Raw genomic sequence first — 16,935 nt, 5'->3', positions numbered from 1 at the left:
GTTCCTGGTTACCACCACGAGCGGGCGGCCTGGAGCGCCTGATCCAGCGGGGGTAGTTCATTGTGCCAGTGGCGTTCCCATTCGAGGCTGATGGGAACAGGCCCGGCGGCCTCAAGCAGCGGCATGAGGGTAGCCATGGGGAAGTCGCCCTGCCCCGGCAGCACATAATGGCGGCCATCGGCGCGCAAGGCGCTGTCCTTGACGTGGACGTGGACGACGTGCGGGGCGATGCTCCGCCAGGTGGCGAGCGGATCGGCGCCGCCCTTGGCCCAGGTGTGGTGGGCGTCCCAGAGGATGGCGACGGTGGGGAGGCGCGTGACGAATTCGGACAATTGGGCGGGTTGGGCCAGGGCGTCGTGGGTTTCGATCATGAGATCGACGACGAGGCCGCGTCGCTGGCGGTCGGCTTGCCATTGGGCGAGGCGCTCGCCGGCCTGGATATAGTCGGCGTCCGAGAGGATTTCCCCGCCGTCGAAAACGCGCAGAAAAGGCACGCGCGCGGCTTCGGCCCAGGGCAGGAATTGTTCGAGTTCGGCGAGGTTTTCGTCGCCGAAGAGGCGTGCGGAGGTGCCAAGGCCTGCGATGCGGATGGGCGTGTTCTCGAGCCAATGACGGAAGCCGGCAGGGTCGCCGAATTCGGCGGCCAGGGCCTGAGGGATGTCGAGCGAGCCGGAAATCACTCGTAATTCTATGGCTGGGATACCATAGGTCTGCGCCAGCTCGGCCGCTTCGTGAACGGAGAGATCGGGGCAGCCGAGGGTGGAGAAACAATGGGTCAGCGTGCTCATGCGATGCGGTCCAGTTCGGTTTCGCGCACCGCGAACAATGGCGGTTGGCCGGTGACGAAGCGTTCGATTTCGGTGATGGCCAGATCGGCCAGCCGGCGCAGTTCATTGCCTTGGGCGCCGGCGATGTGGGGTGTCAGCACGACATTGGGCAGGTCGTAGAGCGGGCTTTCGGGCGGCAGGGGTTCTGGATCGGGGGTGTCGATCAGCACGCGGAGCCGGCCGGATTGGACTTCGGGCAAGAGCGCATCGTGATCGAGCAGCCGGCCGCGGGCGGTGTTGATCAGCACGGTATTGTCAGCCATCAGCGCCAGTTCGGCCGCGCCGATCATGTGGTGGGTTTCGGGCAGGACTGGCGCGTGCAGCGATACGGTATCGGACCAGGCGAGCAGCGGGTGTAGGTCCATTTTGGTGGCGCCCATGGCGGCGGCGTCTTCGGCGCTGAGGAAGGGATCATAGACCGCGACGGCGAAATTGGCGCGCACCAGCATCTCGATAGTGAGCCGGCCGATGCGGGAGGCGCCGACAATGCCGATGCGGCGGCGATAATTGCCGAGATGGGACACGTCCATGCTGATGCGGGTGCCGAAGCCGCCTGTGCCGCGCTGATCGCGGTGGGTATCGCGGATGCGGAAAACGTCTTTGCCGCACATGATAATGGCGGCGAAGGTGAATTCGGCGACCGGGACGGCCATGGCGGAGACTGCCGAGGTGATGAGAATGTCGCGCTGCCAGAAGGGCGGCGGGGCGATGACGCGGACGGAGGCGGCGGCGTAGGCCACCATTTTGAGATTGGGGGCGCGGGCGAGCCGGGCCCCTGTCAGGGGCGGCGCGCCCCAGGCGGCCAGCATTATGTCGGCATCGCGCAGGGCGGCAGCGCCGGTGGGGGTGTCGAAATCGGTGAAGGCGTCGCGCGAGATAATGTCGGTTACCGCTTCAAGACGCGCCCATTCTTCGGCTCCGCAGAAACCGGCGGGCAGTTCGTCGCGCATGGCGAGTAGCAGTTTGGGCTTGGCGGTCATGAACGCACCGGATTGGGAACGGGGCGGATGTCGATGCCGCCGATATCGAGATGGAGCGGGGCGGCGTCGGTGGCGAGGATCACTTCGAGGGTGAGGCTCGGCGGGATAGCGCCGGGCCGCAGGCGGATGGGTGGGGTGCGCAGGAGGCCGTTCCAGGCATGGGCTGGATAGGGCCAGAGTTGGCCATCGTCGGACTTGAAAGGGGACAGGGAGATAGAGCGCAGCCCCTCCTCCGCTGGATCGGTCAGGACGAGCGAGAGACCCAGAATGGCCGGATGGGCGGGGACGGCGATGGTGCAGCTGGCTGTGACCCACGCACCGGCGCCGGGATACACGACGTCGTTGGCCAGAACGTGGTTTGAACTGGCGGTTGCGCTGATCGACTGGTCTTGGGCGCGGGCGAGATTGCCGAGCGGGTTGTTAATGGCGTCGAAGCGGTCGTCGGGCGCGACCAGACGAGGCGCGGCGTGGGGGACGAGCGGGGTTAGATAGGTGGCCAGGGCTTTGCCCACGGCGAAGCCGCCGGTGACGGGGAAATGGGTGCCGTCATTGGAGAAGCCGGCTTGCGGCGCGCCATCGGGATCGGCGGTGTCGACCCAGGGGGCGTTCCAATCGAAGACGTGGCAATTGGCGTGGCGGGCGGCGAAATCCAGGCTCATCTGGTTGATCCAGTGGGCCTTGGCGCGCTCGGCGCCGACCGAAGCCCATTTTTGCGTGCCGCGGGCCAGAATGGGCAGCAGGATGACCGTTTTGCCGGCGGCGAGCAGGGTCGTGGCGATACGGGCGCGGATTTCGGCGATGGTTTCCTTGGTTTCGACCATCATGTCATTGGTGCCGGCATCAAGGACGATCAGATCGAAATCCTCGGCCAGCAGCCGAGCCAAGCGCCGCTCGATCTCGATGGCCTTCTGGCCGGAGACGCCGAAATTGAGCCCGGTAAAGAAGCGACTGATGCCGGGCCGATTGCTGGGCTCCCAGCCGGATACGACTGCCGGATCGTGATGGATCGGACAGGCCAAGCGGCCATGCGAGAGCACTTCGGCCCAGCTCATCCAGCCGCGCGCCGAGGTGGCGATGTGGCTGTCGCTGCCATTGTGATTTTGCTGCACAAGCGACGTGCCAAGAATGGCAATTCGCCCGGCGCGCGGGATGGAGATGGCCATCATTGCCTCAGGAATAGAGCACGCCACCATTGATGTCGTAGCAGGCACCGGTGATGTAGGCCGCATCGTCGGAAGCGAGGAATGCCACCAGCCCGGCCACGTCTTCGGAGGTGCCTTCGCGCTTGAGCAGGGCTGCGCCCGCGACGCGCTCGCGCACTTCGGGCTTGGTGAAAGTGTCGTGGAAGGCAGTGGCGATCATGCCGGGGCAGACCGCGTTGACGCGAATGCGGGGGCCGGCTTCCTTGGCGAGGCCGCGGGTGAAGGTCATCACCGCGCCCTTGGAGGTGGCGTAGGCGATGGCGCCGGGGCCGCCGCCATCACGGCCGGCCTGGGAGGAGAAGGTGACGATGGCGCCGCCTTCGGTCATTTTGGGCAAGACGGCCTGGGCTGTGAGGAAGAGCGAGGTAAGGTTGACGCTCATCACCTGGTTCCAGAAGGTTTCGTCCATCTCGGCCATAGTCTTGCGGGCCACAAGGCCACCGGCGACATGCACCAGGCCATGGATGGCGCCGAAGCGGTCAGAGGCGGCGGCCACGGCGGCGTCGACTACTGCCTTCTGCGTCAGATCGGCCTTGAGGGCGAGGACCTTGCCGCCGCGCTGTTCGATTTCGGCTACGGCGGAGCGGGCGCCATCTTCGGCACCATTATAGGTCAGCACCACATTGGCACCTTCCTCGGCAAAGCGCAGGGCGCAGGCGCGGCCGATATCGCGGCCGGCGCCGGCGACGAGGACGGTCTTGTTGGAAAAGCGCTGCATGATGAAACCTCTGATCTAGAATTTTTTGGGAAGGGTGAGCTTGAAGCGCTGGTCATCGACATCGGTGAAATAGATGTCGGTGGCAAAGCCCTGGTCGTCGATGAAACTGAAAATGCGCTTGGGGGCGTCGAGGCTATAGGGAACCAGTAGCGTCACCAGCACATGGCTTTTGGCGGCCGGGATGCTGGCCCTGATGTGATGGTGCTGTTCCAGCCCTTCGGTATCGGCGGGGTCGATTTCGGGGAAACCGTGTACTGCTGTGATGCTGGGTGCGCCGGCCGATGAGAAGACGAATTGACCGTAAAAGCCGGCCCGCTCACCGTGATAGCGGAAGCTGGTGCGGCCGGCGTCGGGCGCATTGGTGGTGTGGCAGAGCCAATCCAGGGTGACGGGCTCGGCGGCCTCGACGCGGTCGACGATGACGAAATAGCTGTCATCGACGAAATGGGTTTCGCGCTCAGCCTTCAGCACAAGCGGATTGGTGACGCGATAGGCCTCGGTTGCGTCCCCCACGATGCGGACATGGCCGGGGTTCTCTTCGACCTCGGTGATCTGCCCGGCGGCGCGGCGGCCCAGGGCCTTGTCTTTGTCGGCGTACTGCCCTTTACCGTCGATCAGGATGGCATTTTTGGAGCGGGTCTGGCGCCGCCAGTCCCGATGCATGCTGGAATTAAACGCCACGTAGTGACCGGACTGGATCGCCAGGTCTTCGCCATAGGCGTAGAGCAGGAAGGCGTTCTGGTCGCCATGGCTGTGGCTGAGCGAGCCATAGGCGCTCGATTTGAAGAGGAACTGGATGTGGCGCGCAGGGTCATCCATGTGCTTCTGGATGGCGACCCAGCCGATATCCTTGAACCATTTGACGGCGGGTAGATCAGTGGGCGGCAGCGCTTCGATGGGCGCGAAATCGTGCTGGTATTGCAGATCGTCGAAATTGAGGTCCCACCAGCCGTAATTGTAGAAGGCCATTTCGGTGCCGGCGGCGTCGGCTTTGAGGCGCTCGAAATACCACTGGTAGTGGCCATTGCCGGTGACGCCGGCGAACTGGCGGACATTGTAGCCCACCTTGAGGCCGGGCAGATCGCCCAGCGTTGAATCATCGCCAAAGCAGGCGCGGCGCGTGCCGGGGGCCTTGGTGTAGAGCGGGAAGGCGCCGGTATTCTGGAAGAAGGGGCGGCGGTAGAGATCGACGCCGAGATATTTGCGCAGCAGATTGGCCGCCTCGATGAAATAGGCAATGCCGGTCATCCAGTAATGCGGGCCCTCGGCCCAGCCGCCATCGGTGCCGGCCCAGGGAGAATAGAGCGTGGCAAGGAAATCGAGCGTGTAGTCGAGCCAGGCAGTGGCCTCCTCGCTTTCGCCATCGAGCGCAATACAGGCCGGGGTCAGCACGGCCGACAGCGAGCGGACGGCGTGGCTGTCATAGGGGAAGACCTGGATGCGGGCATGGGCAATCACGTGATTGGCCACCTCGCGCGTTCGGGTCAGCAGCACGGCGCGGACCTCGTCGCGCTCGGCCTCGGTCAAGTGATCATGCAACCAGTCATAACCCCAGGATAAAGCGACGACGACGCGGAAGCCGGCTTCGTCATTATAGGCGCGTGAGGTGGGGCCGGTCGGGTCCCAGCGGGCGATTGCGAGCAGCCAATCGCGGGACTTGTCGAGCAGATCGCTGCGGCCCAGCACCTTGCCGGCAATGGCGAGGTGGCGGATGGCGTAGATGATCTCCTGGCAGTCGATATACATCTGCCGCCACAGCGTCGCGACGCGGATATTGTTGGGATAGGGTTTTGGCTCGGCGATGATGGGCCGATCGATCCAGGGGGCGACGGATTTTTCGTAGAACTGGTCCCAGCCGGCATGGGTGGCGTCGGCTTTGACGGAGGCCGAGAAGGTGTCCAGCTCGTCCGGGTTCATCCATAGGCGGGGATGGCGCAGATCGCTTGCCGCGCGGCGGGCGGCGAGAGAGGGCACGGGCGTTTCGGGCAGGCCTTCGGCCAGATCGAAACTGCGGGTGCTGCTCCAATCCGAGCCTGGTGCGCCGGCCTTGGCGTCCCAGATGGCGTAGCTCCAGCAATGGCTGCCCGGCGGCAGCGGCGCGTCGGGGGTGAAGAAGTTCCAGGCCAGGTCCGTGTGGAGGCTGGTGCGGTTTTCGGGGAAGCTCGCATCGTCCGATATGCGCAGCACATAGCGGGCGCCATCGTCGATATCGGGCAGCCAGGAAAAGCGCGGCGGGTTTTCCGTTGGGGCCTGATCGGCGTTGGGCATATAGGTGATGGTCAACGAACCCGGCCGGGGTTCATCGAGAGCGGATTTGCGCAGCTTGGCCGGGGCAGAAGGACGCATCGCCTGCCGAACTCCTATCAAAGGGAAGTGGGAGGGTGGCGACGGGGAGGCCGCCACCCGGGAGGACGGAGCCGCTATTGCGCGGCGCCGTATTGGCGTTCATAGGCGGCCTGCATGACCTCGATGACCTGGTCGTAGCCCATATCGGTGAGGCGCTGCTTGTAAGCGTCCCAGCCGGTATTGACGTCCTGTGCGCCCAGCACCCAAGTCTGCTGCATTTCGGTCATGTAGGTGAGAAGGCTGGGCCAGTAGCGATCATAGATCGCCTTTTCTTCAGCATTGAGCGCGACGCCCAGGAACTCGTCCTTGAGGCAATTGCACTCTTCGTACATGGCGATGCCGTCGAGCGCGATCTGGTTGGTCCATTGGCGCTCATATTCGTAGTCCATCCAGTAACCGCGCGGCACCTGGGCGCCCACGGCCCAGAGTTGGGCATTGACCGGCTCGCCATTGGTCAGCAGCTCTTTTTTGAACTGCGGCTTGCCATCGACCATGTCGTAGGTCAGCCCTTCGACGCCGAAGTTCGACATGATCCGGCCCTGTTCGGAAAACCAGAAGTCGAAATATTTTATGGTTTCAACCGGGTGCTGATTGGTGGCCGAAATGGCCCAGCCGGCGGGCTGCACCTGTTGGCGGCGCGCGTCTTCGAAGCGGTCGCCCGATACGGTCTTGGGCGGCAACATGGGGACGAAGTTGAAGCCTTCGATGGTGGGGCGGAGCGCGTCATTATAGGTGGCGGTGCTGGCGAACCAGTCATGCATCATGCCGCCCAGGTTGTTGCCGAGCAGGAATTCGCGCGAGCGGGAGCCGCGGGTGAAGATTTCCTTGTCGATCAGCCCTTCCTTGTACCATTGGGCGATATTGGAAATGCCGGTCTTGTAATTATCCTCGGCCCAGGGATGGCGCACCTTGCCGTCATAGGTGGCAAAATCGCCGTAGCGTTCGGAGCCGGAGACACGGGCATCCCACAGGTTAATCAGGCGGACGGCGTCGACCACGTCACGGGCGAAATACGGAACTTCGTCCTTCTGGCCATTGCCGTTGGGGTCCTGATCGCGGAAGGCCTTGAGGACTTCGTAGACTTCCTCGGGCGTCTCGGGTTGCTTGAGACCCAGCTTATCCAGCCAGTCCTGGCGGATGAACCAGCCGCGCGAGAACTTCCCGTCCGGCACATAGGGAATGTAATAGATATTGCCATCCGGGCCCGAGATCGACGCCTTGATCGCAGGGTGGCTATCGAAGAAGGCCTTGAGGTTGGGGGCGTTCTCTTCGATCAGGTCGTTGAGCGGCACGAAGGCGCCTTCGAGCCCATAGCGGATGAAATCGTCCTTGAGCCCACCCGTGGCGTCGCCGCCCACGATGTCGGGCAAATTGCCCGAGGCGATCAGCAGATTGAAGGCGTCACGACTGCTGGTCGTTGCCAGCGAGGCCACGTTGCGCACGTGGATATTGGTCAGCTCGGCCGCCTTCTGCTCCACCGGCCAGTCTTCGGTGTAGACGTATTTATCGCGGAAGTGAAAGTGGATGGTGAGCTCGAGCGGCTCCTCGGTAATCTTGGGCGCTTCCTGCGCCCAGACCATTGATGGCATGGCCAAAGCGGCGGCCAGTGTGATGCTCGATACGCCTTTGAGTAGTGCTTTCACAGGTTCCTCCCTTGTGGTGCAGCGATTATTCTTTGACCCCGCCCAGCAGGATGCCTTTGGTGAAATAGCGCTGGGCGTAGGGGTAGATGATGAGAACGGGGATGATCGACGCGACCATGATGGCGGCCGTCACCGTCTCAAATGAGTATTGGGCGTTGAGCAGGCTCGATGCGAATTCGTCGTTGGAGTTGAGATCGACGATGACGCGCTTGAGATAGACCTGCAGCGGGATTTTCTCTTCGCCGCGCAGCAGCACCATGGCCCAGAAATAACCGTTCCAACGCGAGACGATGCAGAACAAAGCCACGGTCACGATGGCGGGTTTGGAGAGGGGAATGAACACCTTCCACAGCAGCTGGATTTCGCTGGCACCATCCATCTTGGCGGCTTCTTCAAAGGATTTGGGAACGGCCTCGAAGAAGTTGCGCAGCAGGATGACGTTGAAGGCATTGCAGGCAAAGCCGATGATGATGCCGAAGCGGCTATCGAGCAGCCCCAAATCCCGCATATTGAGGAAGAAGGGGATCATGCCGGCGTTGAACCAGAGCGTGAAGGCAATGGCGATGTTGAAAAAGGTCCGGCCACGCAGACGCCTGCGGGAGAGCGCATAGGCGCCCGGGATCATAATGGCGAGGCTCATCAGCGTGCCGCCGAAGGTGTAGATGAAGGTGTTGCCATAGGCGACCCAGAACATCTTGTCCGACAGCACCCGCTCATAGGCCGCCAGCGTCAGCCCGACGGGGAAGAAGGTGACCTTGCCGGAGGTAACGGCGGCGCCCGAAGAAATCGACACCGCCAGGATGTAGATGAACGGGTAGAGCGTGGAGAGCACGAACAGCGTCAGCAGGACCGCATTGGCCCAGCCAAAGATCTTGTCGCCACGCGTATAGAGATTGAAGGCTGCCATTTAGCTTCTCCTCACCACAGCGACGTCGACGACAGCTTCCGGCTGATCCGGTTGGCCGAGTAGACGAGGACGAAGGCGATGACGGCATTGAACAGGCCGGCAGCGGTCGCCAGATCGTATTGGGTGCCTTGCAGGCCGGTGCGGTAAATGAAGGTCGAGACCACGTCGGCCGTCTCGTAGGTCGAGGGCTGGTAGAGCAGGATGATGTATTCAAAGCCCACTTCGACCAGATTGCCGATGCGGATGATCAGCATGATGATGATGGTGGGCAGGATGCAGGGCAGCGTGATGCGCCATATCATCTGCCAGCGCGAGGCGCCGTCGACGCGGGCGCTTTCGTAAAGCGTGGGGCTCACACCGGCGATGGCGGCCAGGTAGACAATCGATTCAAACCCCGCTTCCTTCCAAATGCTCGACCCGATGAAGACGGGACGGAACCATTCGGGCTGGGTCAGGAAATAGATGGGTTCGAGCCCCACCCATTTGAGGAAGATGTTGATAACGCCGGTCGAGGGCGACAGGAAATTGATGACGATGCCGGCAACGATCACCACCGAGATGAAGTGGGGCAGATAGACCACGGTCTGGGCCCAGCGCCGTGCGACTGCGCTCTGCACCTCGTTGAACATCAGTGCCAGAATGATCGGCACGGGAAACGCGAAGATCAAACCGATCGAGCTGATAATGATGGTGTTGAAGAACGAGCGGATGAACAGCCCGTTGTTGAACAATTCCTGGAAATGGGCGAAGCCGACCCAAGGGCTGGCATCGACGCCGCGGAAGATTGAGAAATCCTTGAAGGCGATCTGCAGCCCGTGCATGGGCTTGTAGAGAAATAGCGCGAACCAAATGACCATTGGCGCCAGCAAGAGATAGAGCTGCCAATCGCGCCTCAGGTCTTCGCCAAGCGTGCGCAGATAATCGCGAAAGCGGTTTTCCATTGCCCTGCCCTCACGCCAGCGTCTTGAGGGTTCGACCGGTCTCAGTGTCGAAGACATGCATGCGGGATGTGTCGACCCCGAGCCGGCGGACATTGGCGAGATCGTGGATGGCCGAGAGCGTTTCGGCCTTGGCAATGAAGGGGTGATCATCGATCCGGCCATGCAGCAATGCTTCGGCGCCCAGCGGCTCGACGAGATCGATGATACAGTCGACGGCCTCGGCGCTCGCCTCTGCGTTGACCAGCATGGCTTCGGGGCGGATGCCGAGTTTGACGGCCTGGCCGTCCCTGGTGTTGCGGGCGAAGGCACCGGGAATGGCCAGGCTCTGCCCTGCCCCGCCCGCGATGACACCGCGCGGCCTGCCATCGACCATGGAGATCGTTGCGTCGATAAGATTCATCGGCGGTGAGCCGATAAAGCTGGCCACAAAGGTATTGGCCGGTTCGAGGAATACATCCATGGGCGAGCCGACTTGCTCGATATGGCCGTTGTTCATGATGACGATGCGGTCGGCCAGGGTCATGGCCTCGACCTGATCGTGGGTCACATAAATGCTGGTGGCTTCCATGCGGCGGTGCAGCAGCTTGATCTCGGCACGCATATGAGTGCGCAGCTTGGCGTCGAGATTGGATAGCGGCTCGTCGAACAGGAACACCTTGGGTTTGCGCACGATGGCGCGGCCCATGGCGACGCGCTGGCGCTGGCCGCCGGAGAGGTCGGCGGGCTTGCGCTTGAGATAATCGGTGAGACCCAGAATGTGGGCGGCCTCGGCCACGGCCTGGTTGACCACGTCCTTCTTTTCGCGGCGCACGCGCAGGCCGAAGGCAATGTTTTCGGCCACGTCCAGATGGGGATAGAGCGCGTAATTCTGGAACACCATGGCCACGTCGCGGTCTTTGGGGGCGACCTTGTTGACCGTGCGCCCGCCGATGGAAACCGTGCCGCCCGAGATGTCTTCGAGCCCCGCCACCATGCGCAAAGTGGTCGACTTGCCGCAGCCGGAGGGACCGACCAGCACCACGAATTCCTTGGGCTGGATGGAGAGGTTGATGCCATGCACAACCTCAAGCGCGCCGTAGCGCTTGACGACATCGTTGATCTCAACTGCGGACATAGAAAGGCTCCTCCTCAGGGCCCTGGAGTTTCAGGAGACGGTCTATTCAGCGACCGTCTTGGACCCACGCGGAGCGCGCTTTTTGGGCACGCGGGTATTGATCTGTTCGATATAGGCCCAGATTTTGGGGTTCTTGGAGAGTTCGGCGATCTTTGATTCGAGCGAGCCCAAATGCTTGGCGACGGCCTCGCGTGCAGCTTCAACGTCGCCGGATTCAATGGCTGCGACGATGGCCTCATGCTCGCCGATCACCTGTTCGGTGCGGCGCACGGCGAAGACGCGCTTGAGATGGCGCATGCGATCCATTTCGCCCTTGGCCTGATTGACCACGCCCCAGGCGCCAGGCAGGCGCGCGGCGGCGAAAATGGTGCGGTGGAATTCTTCGTCAAGCAGGAAGAAGTCGGTGAATTGCTCGTCTTCGGCGGCGGTGCGCTGCTCGCCAAGGCAGGTCTTGAGGCGAGCAATATCCTCGAAAGAGTGGCGCTTGGTGGCTTCGATCACCGCGCCCTCTTCGAGCTTGAATCGAATGAAGCAGGCTTCCATGTAGCGCTGCACATCGATGGTGGCGACGTAGGTGCCGCCCTGCGGCACGACAGTGACGAAACCTTCGTCGGCGAGCCGGATGATGGCCTCACGCACCGGCGTCTTGCTGACATGCAGCAGCGCCGCGATCTCCTTTTCCGACAGCGCCCGGCCTGGCAGCAGCTTGACCTCGACGATCAGCTTGCGCAGCAGGGCATAAATGCGATTGGCCATATTGCCGACCGACGGCAACTCGTCAGACCGCACAAGATCGACCAAGGGCAGCGATGGAAATTCACTCGTTGGAGACATATCAATCCAATAACTGATATCTTAGTTGATGTATTGATATGTCTGTAGTCACTCCTTGTCAACGCTCCTCGCCATCAAGCTAGACGTCGGCGTATCCGACCGGCGATAATGCCGGATGAGCAGATTTGTGCCTTCAGGTCACCTGCACCAGCGCTGAACGAGCCTCCGGCTGGGCAAAACCAAGAACATTGCGCTGTTGGGGAGTGTTTGGGACGGCGGCCTGCTGCCCCACGCCGAGGTCTTGCACCATGGCCCGTTCCACCAGATCCATCCAATTTGGCATCCGCCCCGAGCACATCGAGCTGACTTCGGACGGCAATGCCGCCAGCGTCCGCAGCATCGAACCGACCGGATCGGAAACGCATTTGCGGCTTGAGGCGGGCAACGACATCGTCGTTGCTGTACTGGGAAATCGACCCAAACTGACCATGGGCGAGCCGGTCAGCTTTACCTATGACACGGCCAACATCCTGCTTTTCGACATGGAGACCGGCATCCGATTGACCGATCATCAGGCAAGTTAGTGGCGCTGGCAGGTACAAGGGCTCCCACTCCGCCGACCGAACTCTTTATAGCCGTAGCGCCTGCTCCGTTTGGGGATCGAAGATATGGACTTTATCCATATCAATACTCAGCTTCGCCCGCTGATTAGGCGAGGGTGCGGTATCCGGGTCTACCCTGGCGCACACCACGTCGTTGCCGACGCTGAAATAAAGCAAGGTTTCCAGCCCCAACGGCTCGACGATCTCGACATTGGCCCAGATCGGGGCAGCATGGGGTCGACCATTGGGTTGGGTGATCACTTCCGGCCGAATTCCCACAATAACCTTGCGTCCCGCCAAAAGCCCCGCGCTTGCCCGCATTGACGGTGGCACCGGAAGGCTCGTGCCGTCTGCCAGCACCAGTGTCAGTTCATCCCCAGCGGCAATGACGCTTGCCGATAGCAGGTTCATTGCTGGCGAACCGATAAAGCCGGCCACAAACAGGCTCGCCGGGCGATGATAGAGTTCCTGTGGCGGCCCGACCTGCTCAATGCGGCCCTTGTTCATTACCACGACCCGATCGGCCATGGTCATGGCCTCGATCTGGTCATGTGTCACGTAAACTGTGGTCGTCGGCAGGGTCTGGTGCAACCGCTTGATTTCGGTGCGCATCTGCACGCGCAACTTGGCGTCCAGGTTCGACAGCGGCTCGTCAAATAGAAACACTTTTGGATTGCGCACGATGGCCCGGCCCATGGCCACGCGCTGGCGCTGGCCACCAGAAAGCTGGCCAGGGCGTCGGTCTAGGAGTTCGGTGATGTGTAGGGTCTGCGCCGCCGCCGCAATCCGCTGCTGAATGTCTGCCTTTGGCATTTTCTGCTGCTGCAGGCAAAAAGCGATGTTCTCATGCACGCTCATATGGGGATAAAGCGCGTAATTCTGGAACACCATGGCAATATCGCGCTCACCCGGCCCCAGATTGTTGACCACCCGGTCACCGATGGCGATCTCGCCGCCGCTGATATGCTCGAGCCCGGCGATCATGCGCAGTGTCGTCGACTTGCCGCAGCCTGAAGGCCCGACCAGCACTACGAATTCATTGTCGGCGACTTCAAGGTTGATGCCCCGCACCACCTGGTGCTCGTTATAGGCTTTGACCACGTTCCGAAGAGAAAGTTGAGCCATGCTGGTTTCCTATTTCTCGCGCAACCAAACGAGCATGCCGCCGGCTTGTCGGTTGGCCCATAGGTGATAGGGGATCGCATTAAGACGCGCTGCTTGGGTTTTCGGTTGTTCGCGGCGGTAAAGTTGCCCGTCCCAATCCGCGTCGCTGGTTTTAGTAGCTAAGGCCGAAAGCCGCACTGCGCCGCCGAGCAAGTCGGGGTCAAATTCCGCTGCGATTTCTGCGTCGGCCGGTAGCGCCAGCAATTGGGGCACAAACCCCAGATCGGCCTCCTCCGCGCAGTAGACCACCGGCCCACGTTTCAGCGCCACGCGCCCGGCATCCTCGCTGGCCAGCGGGTGAGCATAAATTCGCTCGACCGGCATGTCGAAGCTGATCCGCACCACGTCGCCGGCCGCCCACTGGCGAGCGATGGCCAGATAACCCTTTTCGGCGGCGGCAGTGTCTATTCCCTCTCCGTTCACCGTCACGCTGGCCTTGTTACACCAGCCAGGCATACGCAGACGTAGTGTGAAAGGCATCGGCGCCGCAGGCACGAGGGTCAGCGCGATATCGCCATCCCAAGGATAAGACGTTTCTTGTGATATTTGTACGATCCGTCCGCCGATCTCGGCTTCGGCCGTGTTGGCGCCGTACAGATGGACCACCAGTTCATCTGGCTTGGTGGTATAGAAATAGCTGCCCAGCGAGGCGATCAGGCGGGCGATATTGGTGGGGCAGCACGGACAATAATGCCATTTCCAGCGCCGGTGCTGGCCATGGCTTTCCAGCACATTCTCATAAAAATAGTGCTCGCCATCCCGCGCAATCCCAGAGAGCGCGCCGTTGAAAATTGCCAATTCGACATGGTCGGTGAAGCGCGAGTCCAGCTCGATCTGTGCCATACGATGCCCCCAGAAGGCCAGGGCAACCGCCGCGCAGGTCTCGGCATAGGCAGTTTCATTGGGCAGGTCGTATTCCCGGGTAAACCCTTCATTGGCGCCCGAGGGTCCCAGACCGCCAGTAATGTAGAGCTGCCGTCCGGTGAGGTTGTCGAAAAGCCGGTCACAGGCGGCCAGGAGCGTCAGATCGCTAGTTTCGTAGGCGAGGTCCGCCATGGCCGAGAACAGATACATGGCCCGCACCGCGTGGCCCACCACCTGGGTCTGCTCGCGCACCGGCATATGGGCCTGGCTGTAGGCATAGGTCTGGTAGTGGTAATTGGCAGGATCATCACCCCGTCGCCGCGCTTCCTCGTCGTAATAGGAGGGCATCTGGCCGCGCTCATCGACGAAATACTGTGCAAGCTTGAGATGCTTGGGATTCTTGGTCACGCGATAGAGCTTGATCAGCGCTAGCTCGATCTCCTCATGCGCGTCGTAGCCGCGCAATTTACCCGGCTCGCGGCCGAAGGTGGCATCGATGTGATCGACCGCTTTGATCATCACATCCAGGAAAGCCCGCTTCCCGGTAGCTTCGAAATAAGCCACCGCTCCTTCGAGCAAATGTCCCATGGAATACATTTCATGTAGGTCGCGCAGATTGGTCCAGCGCTTGTCCGGCTCCCGGCGGATGAACCAGGAATTAAGGTAGCCGTCCGCCATTTGCCCGTGGGCGAGTTTTTCGACGATATCATCGATCTTTGCTTGCAGCGCCGGATTGGGATGGGCTTTGAGCGTATAGCTCGCAGCCTCAATCCACTTGCCGAAATCGCTGTCGAAGAAATGCTGCATCGAAAGCCCGCTGGGTTGGATCGGCCGGGCCAATGGCCCGGGTGGCTGGTCGAAATTGAGCACCTCGAGAAAGCGCTCTTCATCGAGGCGTCTGTGCTGGCTGGGCACGGTCACCTCGCGCACCGTTTTGCTCCAACTTTCCCAGAAGCCGCCGGCGAAATCGACCTTGGCATGGTCAACGGGAACGTAGCGCTCGATGCGCAGGGGATTGGACAGATCGGTCATCGGATCGCTTTCGAAACCAGGTGGATCATTTGACGGCGCCAGCCGTCATGCCGCGCACGTAATAACGTTGCAGCAACAGGAAGAGGACAAGGCAGGGGATCATGGTGACCGTGACGCCGGCCTGCAGAGCGCCCCAGTCGATAATGCCGTAAATGCCGGATGAGACATTCACCAGCATGATGGGCAGAGTGAACTTGTTCTGGTCGGACAGGAAAATCAGCGCCGCCAGAAATTCGTTCCAGGAATTGAGAAAGGCAAAGAGCGCCACCGTAGCGACCCCCGGCAGGGCAATAGGCACCATGATGCGGCGCAGAATGGTCCATTGGGAGGCCCCATCGATCCGCGCCGCCTCGATCAATGCCTTGGGCACAGCATCGAAGGCATTGCGCATCATGAAGATCGAAAAGGGCAGCTGGAAGGTGGTGTAGATCAGCACCAGCCCCAACAGGTTGTTCTGCAGTTTGAGCAAGTTGAGGATCAGGAATAACGGCGTCAAAATGGACTGGAACGGAATCATCATCGTTGCCATCAAGGCGACGAACAGGACCGTCTGGCCGGGAAAGCGGAATTTGGAAAAGCCATAACCGGCGGGCACCGCGATCAGCACGGTCAGCAGGACCGTTCCTAAAGCGATCATCACCGAATTGCCGGCATAGACATACCAGCCTGCTCCTACCCCTTCGAGACGACGGTAATTATCCAGCGAAAAAGCTTTGCTGAACAAAGCAAGCGGATTGGCCAACGCCTCGGCGGGCGGCTTAAAGGAATTGGCCACCGACCAGACCATAGGCATCAGGAACAGCACGGCCAAGACACTGGCCGTGACATAAAAGGCGACCAGACCCAACCGCTCCCGGCGCGAGGGGCCATTGCTAGTCAGATCGCTCATCAGCTTTCCTCCGGGCGGACTTTAAGAAAGGTCAGTTGGATCGAGCTGATGGCAACCAGCACCACGAGCAGTACCAGCGACAGCGCCGAGCCATAGCCCAGCCGGTAGGAACTGAACGAGGCCAGATAAATCTGAAACACCGCGGTGATAGTCGAGTTCTGCGGCCCGCCCTGGGTGATGACGAAGAACTGATCGAAGGCCAGCATCGAGGAGGTGACGTTAAGCACCAGCGCCAGCAGCAGCGAATTTCGCATCAGCGGCAGGGTAATATTGCGGAACCGGCTCCAGGCATTGGCGCCGTCGATCTTGGCCGCCTCGATCACCTCGGCAGGCACGCTTTGCAGGCCCGTGAGCAGGATCACCATGGTGAAGCCCGCGCTCTTCCACACCACCATCAGGATGATTACACCCAGCGCCGGCCAAAAGCTTTCAATTGGGCGCGGCGCGGCTGTCACCAGATGCAGGCTCTTAAGCAATTGCGCAAAAACCCCGCTATCGGGATTGAGCAGCCACATCCAAAGGGTCGAAGCCGCACCGAACCCGATCACCACCGGCATAAAGAAGATGGTGCGGAAAAAGCCTGCCGCTCGCAGTGGCCGGTCGATTAGCAGCGCGAGCGGAAAGGCCACAGCGAAGAGGGCCAGGGTCACCAGCACGGTATAAAGCATGGTGAAACCCACGCTGTTCCAGAGCTGACGGTCCCCCGCGATCTCCATGAAATTATCGAGTCCGATAAAGCTTGATTGACCCAGCAGCGGCCAATCATGCAAGCTCATCCACACTGTCATGATGAGCGGCACGAAGAAGAAGAGTCCGATCATGATCAGGCTCGGCACGATGAAGGCGGCGCCCAGCCATTGATGCGGCTCTTGCCGGATTGCCGGCTGTTCGATGGACACGGTCACGGTGCACTCCCCTTGCTGATCAAAAAT

Annotated in this window: 15 protein-coding genes; 1 reads left to right on the top strand and 14 read right to left on the bottom strand. The window is 61.3% G+C overall.

Annotated elements, in window-relative coordinates; translation table 11 throughout:
- Positions 1-8: 8 nt before the first annotated feature.
- From N8A98_RS01600 to N8A98_RS01555, 10 genes are all read right to left on the bottom strand, one after another.
- On the bottom strand, positions 9-788 hold the full coding sequence (locus N8A98_RS01600; protein ID WP_262165244.1) for a sugar phosphate isomerase/epimerase family protein: 780 nt from the start codon (positions 786-788) through the stop codon (positions 9-11).
- The gene (locus N8A98_RS01595; protein WP_262165243.1) at positions 785-1,807 is read right to left on the bottom strand and encodes a hydroxyacid dehydrogenase; all 1,023 of its coding nucleotides are present in this window, start codon (positions 1,805-1,807) and stop codon (positions 785-787) included. The genes N8A98_RS01600 and N8A98_RS01595 overlap by 4 nt, the downstream gene beginning before the upstream one ends.
- The gene (locus N8A98_RS01590; RefSeq protein WP_262165241.1) at positions 1,804-2,970 is read right to left on the bottom strand and encodes an SGNH/GDSL hydrolase family protein; all 1,167 of its coding nucleotides are present in this window, start codon (positions 2,968-2,970) and stop codon (positions 1,804-1,806) included. The genes N8A98_RS01595 and N8A98_RS01590 overlap by 4 nt, the downstream gene beginning before the upstream one ends.
- A gap of 7 nt (positions 2,971-2,977) precedes the next feature.
- Positions 2,978-3,727 (bottom strand): SDR family NAD(P)-dependent oxidoreductase, encoded by a 750-nt coding sequence (locus N8A98_RS01585; protein WP_262165240.1) that lies wholly within the window; start codon positions 3,725-3,727, stop codon positions 2,978-2,980.
- A 15-nt stretch (positions 3,728-3,742) separates the two neighbouring features.
- A complete protein-coding gene (locus tag N8A98_RS01580; protein ID WP_262165238.1) occupies positions 3,743-6,073 on the bottom strand; it encodes a heparinase II/III domain-containing protein in 2,331 nt (776 codons plus the stop codon).
- Between the two features lie 74 nt (positions 6,074-6,147).
- Positions 6,148-7,662, bottom strand: coding sequence for an extracellular solute-binding protein (locus tag N8A98_RS01575; RefSeq protein WP_262165923.1), 1,515 nt, complete (start codon positions 7,660-7,662; stop codon positions 6,148-6,150).
- A 79-nt stretch (positions 7,663-7,741) separates the two neighbouring features.
- The gene (locus N8A98_RS01570; protein WP_262165237.1) at positions 7,742-8,623 is read right to left on the bottom strand and encodes a carbohydrate ABC transporter permease; all 882 of its coding nucleotides are present in this window, start codon (positions 8,621-8,623) and stop codon (positions 7,742-7,744) included.
- Positions 8,624-8,634: 11 nt separating this feature from the next.
- Positions 8,635-9,564 (bottom strand): ABC transporter permease, encoded by a 930-nt coding sequence (locus N8A98_RS01565; protein WP_262165235.1) that lies wholly within the window; start codon positions 9,562-9,564, stop codon positions 8,635-8,637.
- Positions 9,565-9,574: 10 nt separating this feature from the next.
- Positions 9,575-10,678 (bottom strand): ABC transporter ATP-binding protein, encoded by a 1,104-nt coding sequence (locus tag N8A98_RS01560; RefSeq protein WP_262165234.1) that lies wholly within the window; start codon positions 10,676-10,678, stop codon positions 9,575-9,577.
- A 42-nt stretch (positions 10,679-10,720) separates the two neighbouring features.
- The gene (locus N8A98_RS01555) at positions 10,721-11,512 is read right to left on the bottom strand and encodes a GntR family transcriptional regulator (RefSeq protein ID WP_162740477.1); all 792 of its coding nucleotides are present in this window, start codon (positions 11,510-11,512) and stop codon (positions 10,721-10,723) included.
- Between the two features lie 248 nt (positions 11,513-11,760).
- On the opposite strand from N8A98_RS01555, the gene N8A98_RS01550 reads away from it, so the two are divergent.
- A complete protein-coding gene (locus tag N8A98_RS01550) occupies positions 11,761-12,036 on the top strand; it encodes a TOBE domain-containing protein (protein WP_262165228.1) in 276 nt (91 codons plus the stop codon).
- A gap of 45 nt (positions 12,037-12,081) precedes the next feature.
- On the opposite strand, the gene N8A98_RS01545 is transcribed toward N8A98_RS01550, so the two are convergent.
- Genes N8A98_RS01545 through N8A98_RS01530 form a run of 4 tightly spaced genes read right to left on the bottom strand, consistent with a single transcriptional unit; the run spans position 12,082 to position 16,908 of the window.
- Positions 12,082-13,179: an ABC transporter ATP-binding protein gene (locus N8A98_RS01545; RefSeq protein WP_113123727.1), complete on the bottom strand. Its 1,098-nt coding sequence runs from the start codon at positions 13,177-13,179 to the stop codon at positions 12,082-12,084.
- 9 nt (positions 13,180-13,188) lie between these two features.
- Positions 13,189-15,114, bottom strand: a complete 1,926-nt coding sequence (locus N8A98_RS01540; RefSeq protein WP_262165225.1) for a glycoside hydrolase family 127 protein — start codon at positions 15,112-15,114, stop codon at positions 13,189-13,191.
- A gap of 25 nt (positions 15,115-15,139) precedes the next feature.
- The gene (locus tag N8A98_RS01535) at positions 15,140-16,003 is read right to left on the bottom strand and encodes a carbohydrate ABC transporter permease (RefSeq protein ID WP_113123725.1); all 864 of its coding nucleotides are present in this window, start codon (positions 16,001-16,003) and stop codon (positions 15,140-15,142) included.
- Complete coding sequence (locus N8A98_RS01530; protein ID WP_262165222.1) at positions 16,003-16,908, bottom strand: carbohydrate ABC transporter permease; 906 nt, start codon at positions 16,906-16,908, stop codon at positions 16,003-16,005. The genes N8A98_RS01535 and N8A98_RS01530 overlap by 1 nt, the downstream gene beginning before the upstream one ends.
- Positions 16,909-16,935 lie beyond the last annotated feature (27 nt).

The sequence above is a fragment of the Devosia neptuniae genome (genome assembly GCF_025452235.1).
Lineage (GTDB): Bacteria > Pseudomonadota > Alphaproteobacteria > Rhizobiales > Devosiaceae > Devosia.
The sequence above is the reverse complement of the archived record's forward strand: the minus strand, read 5'-3'. Positions and strand labels throughout refer to the sequence as shown.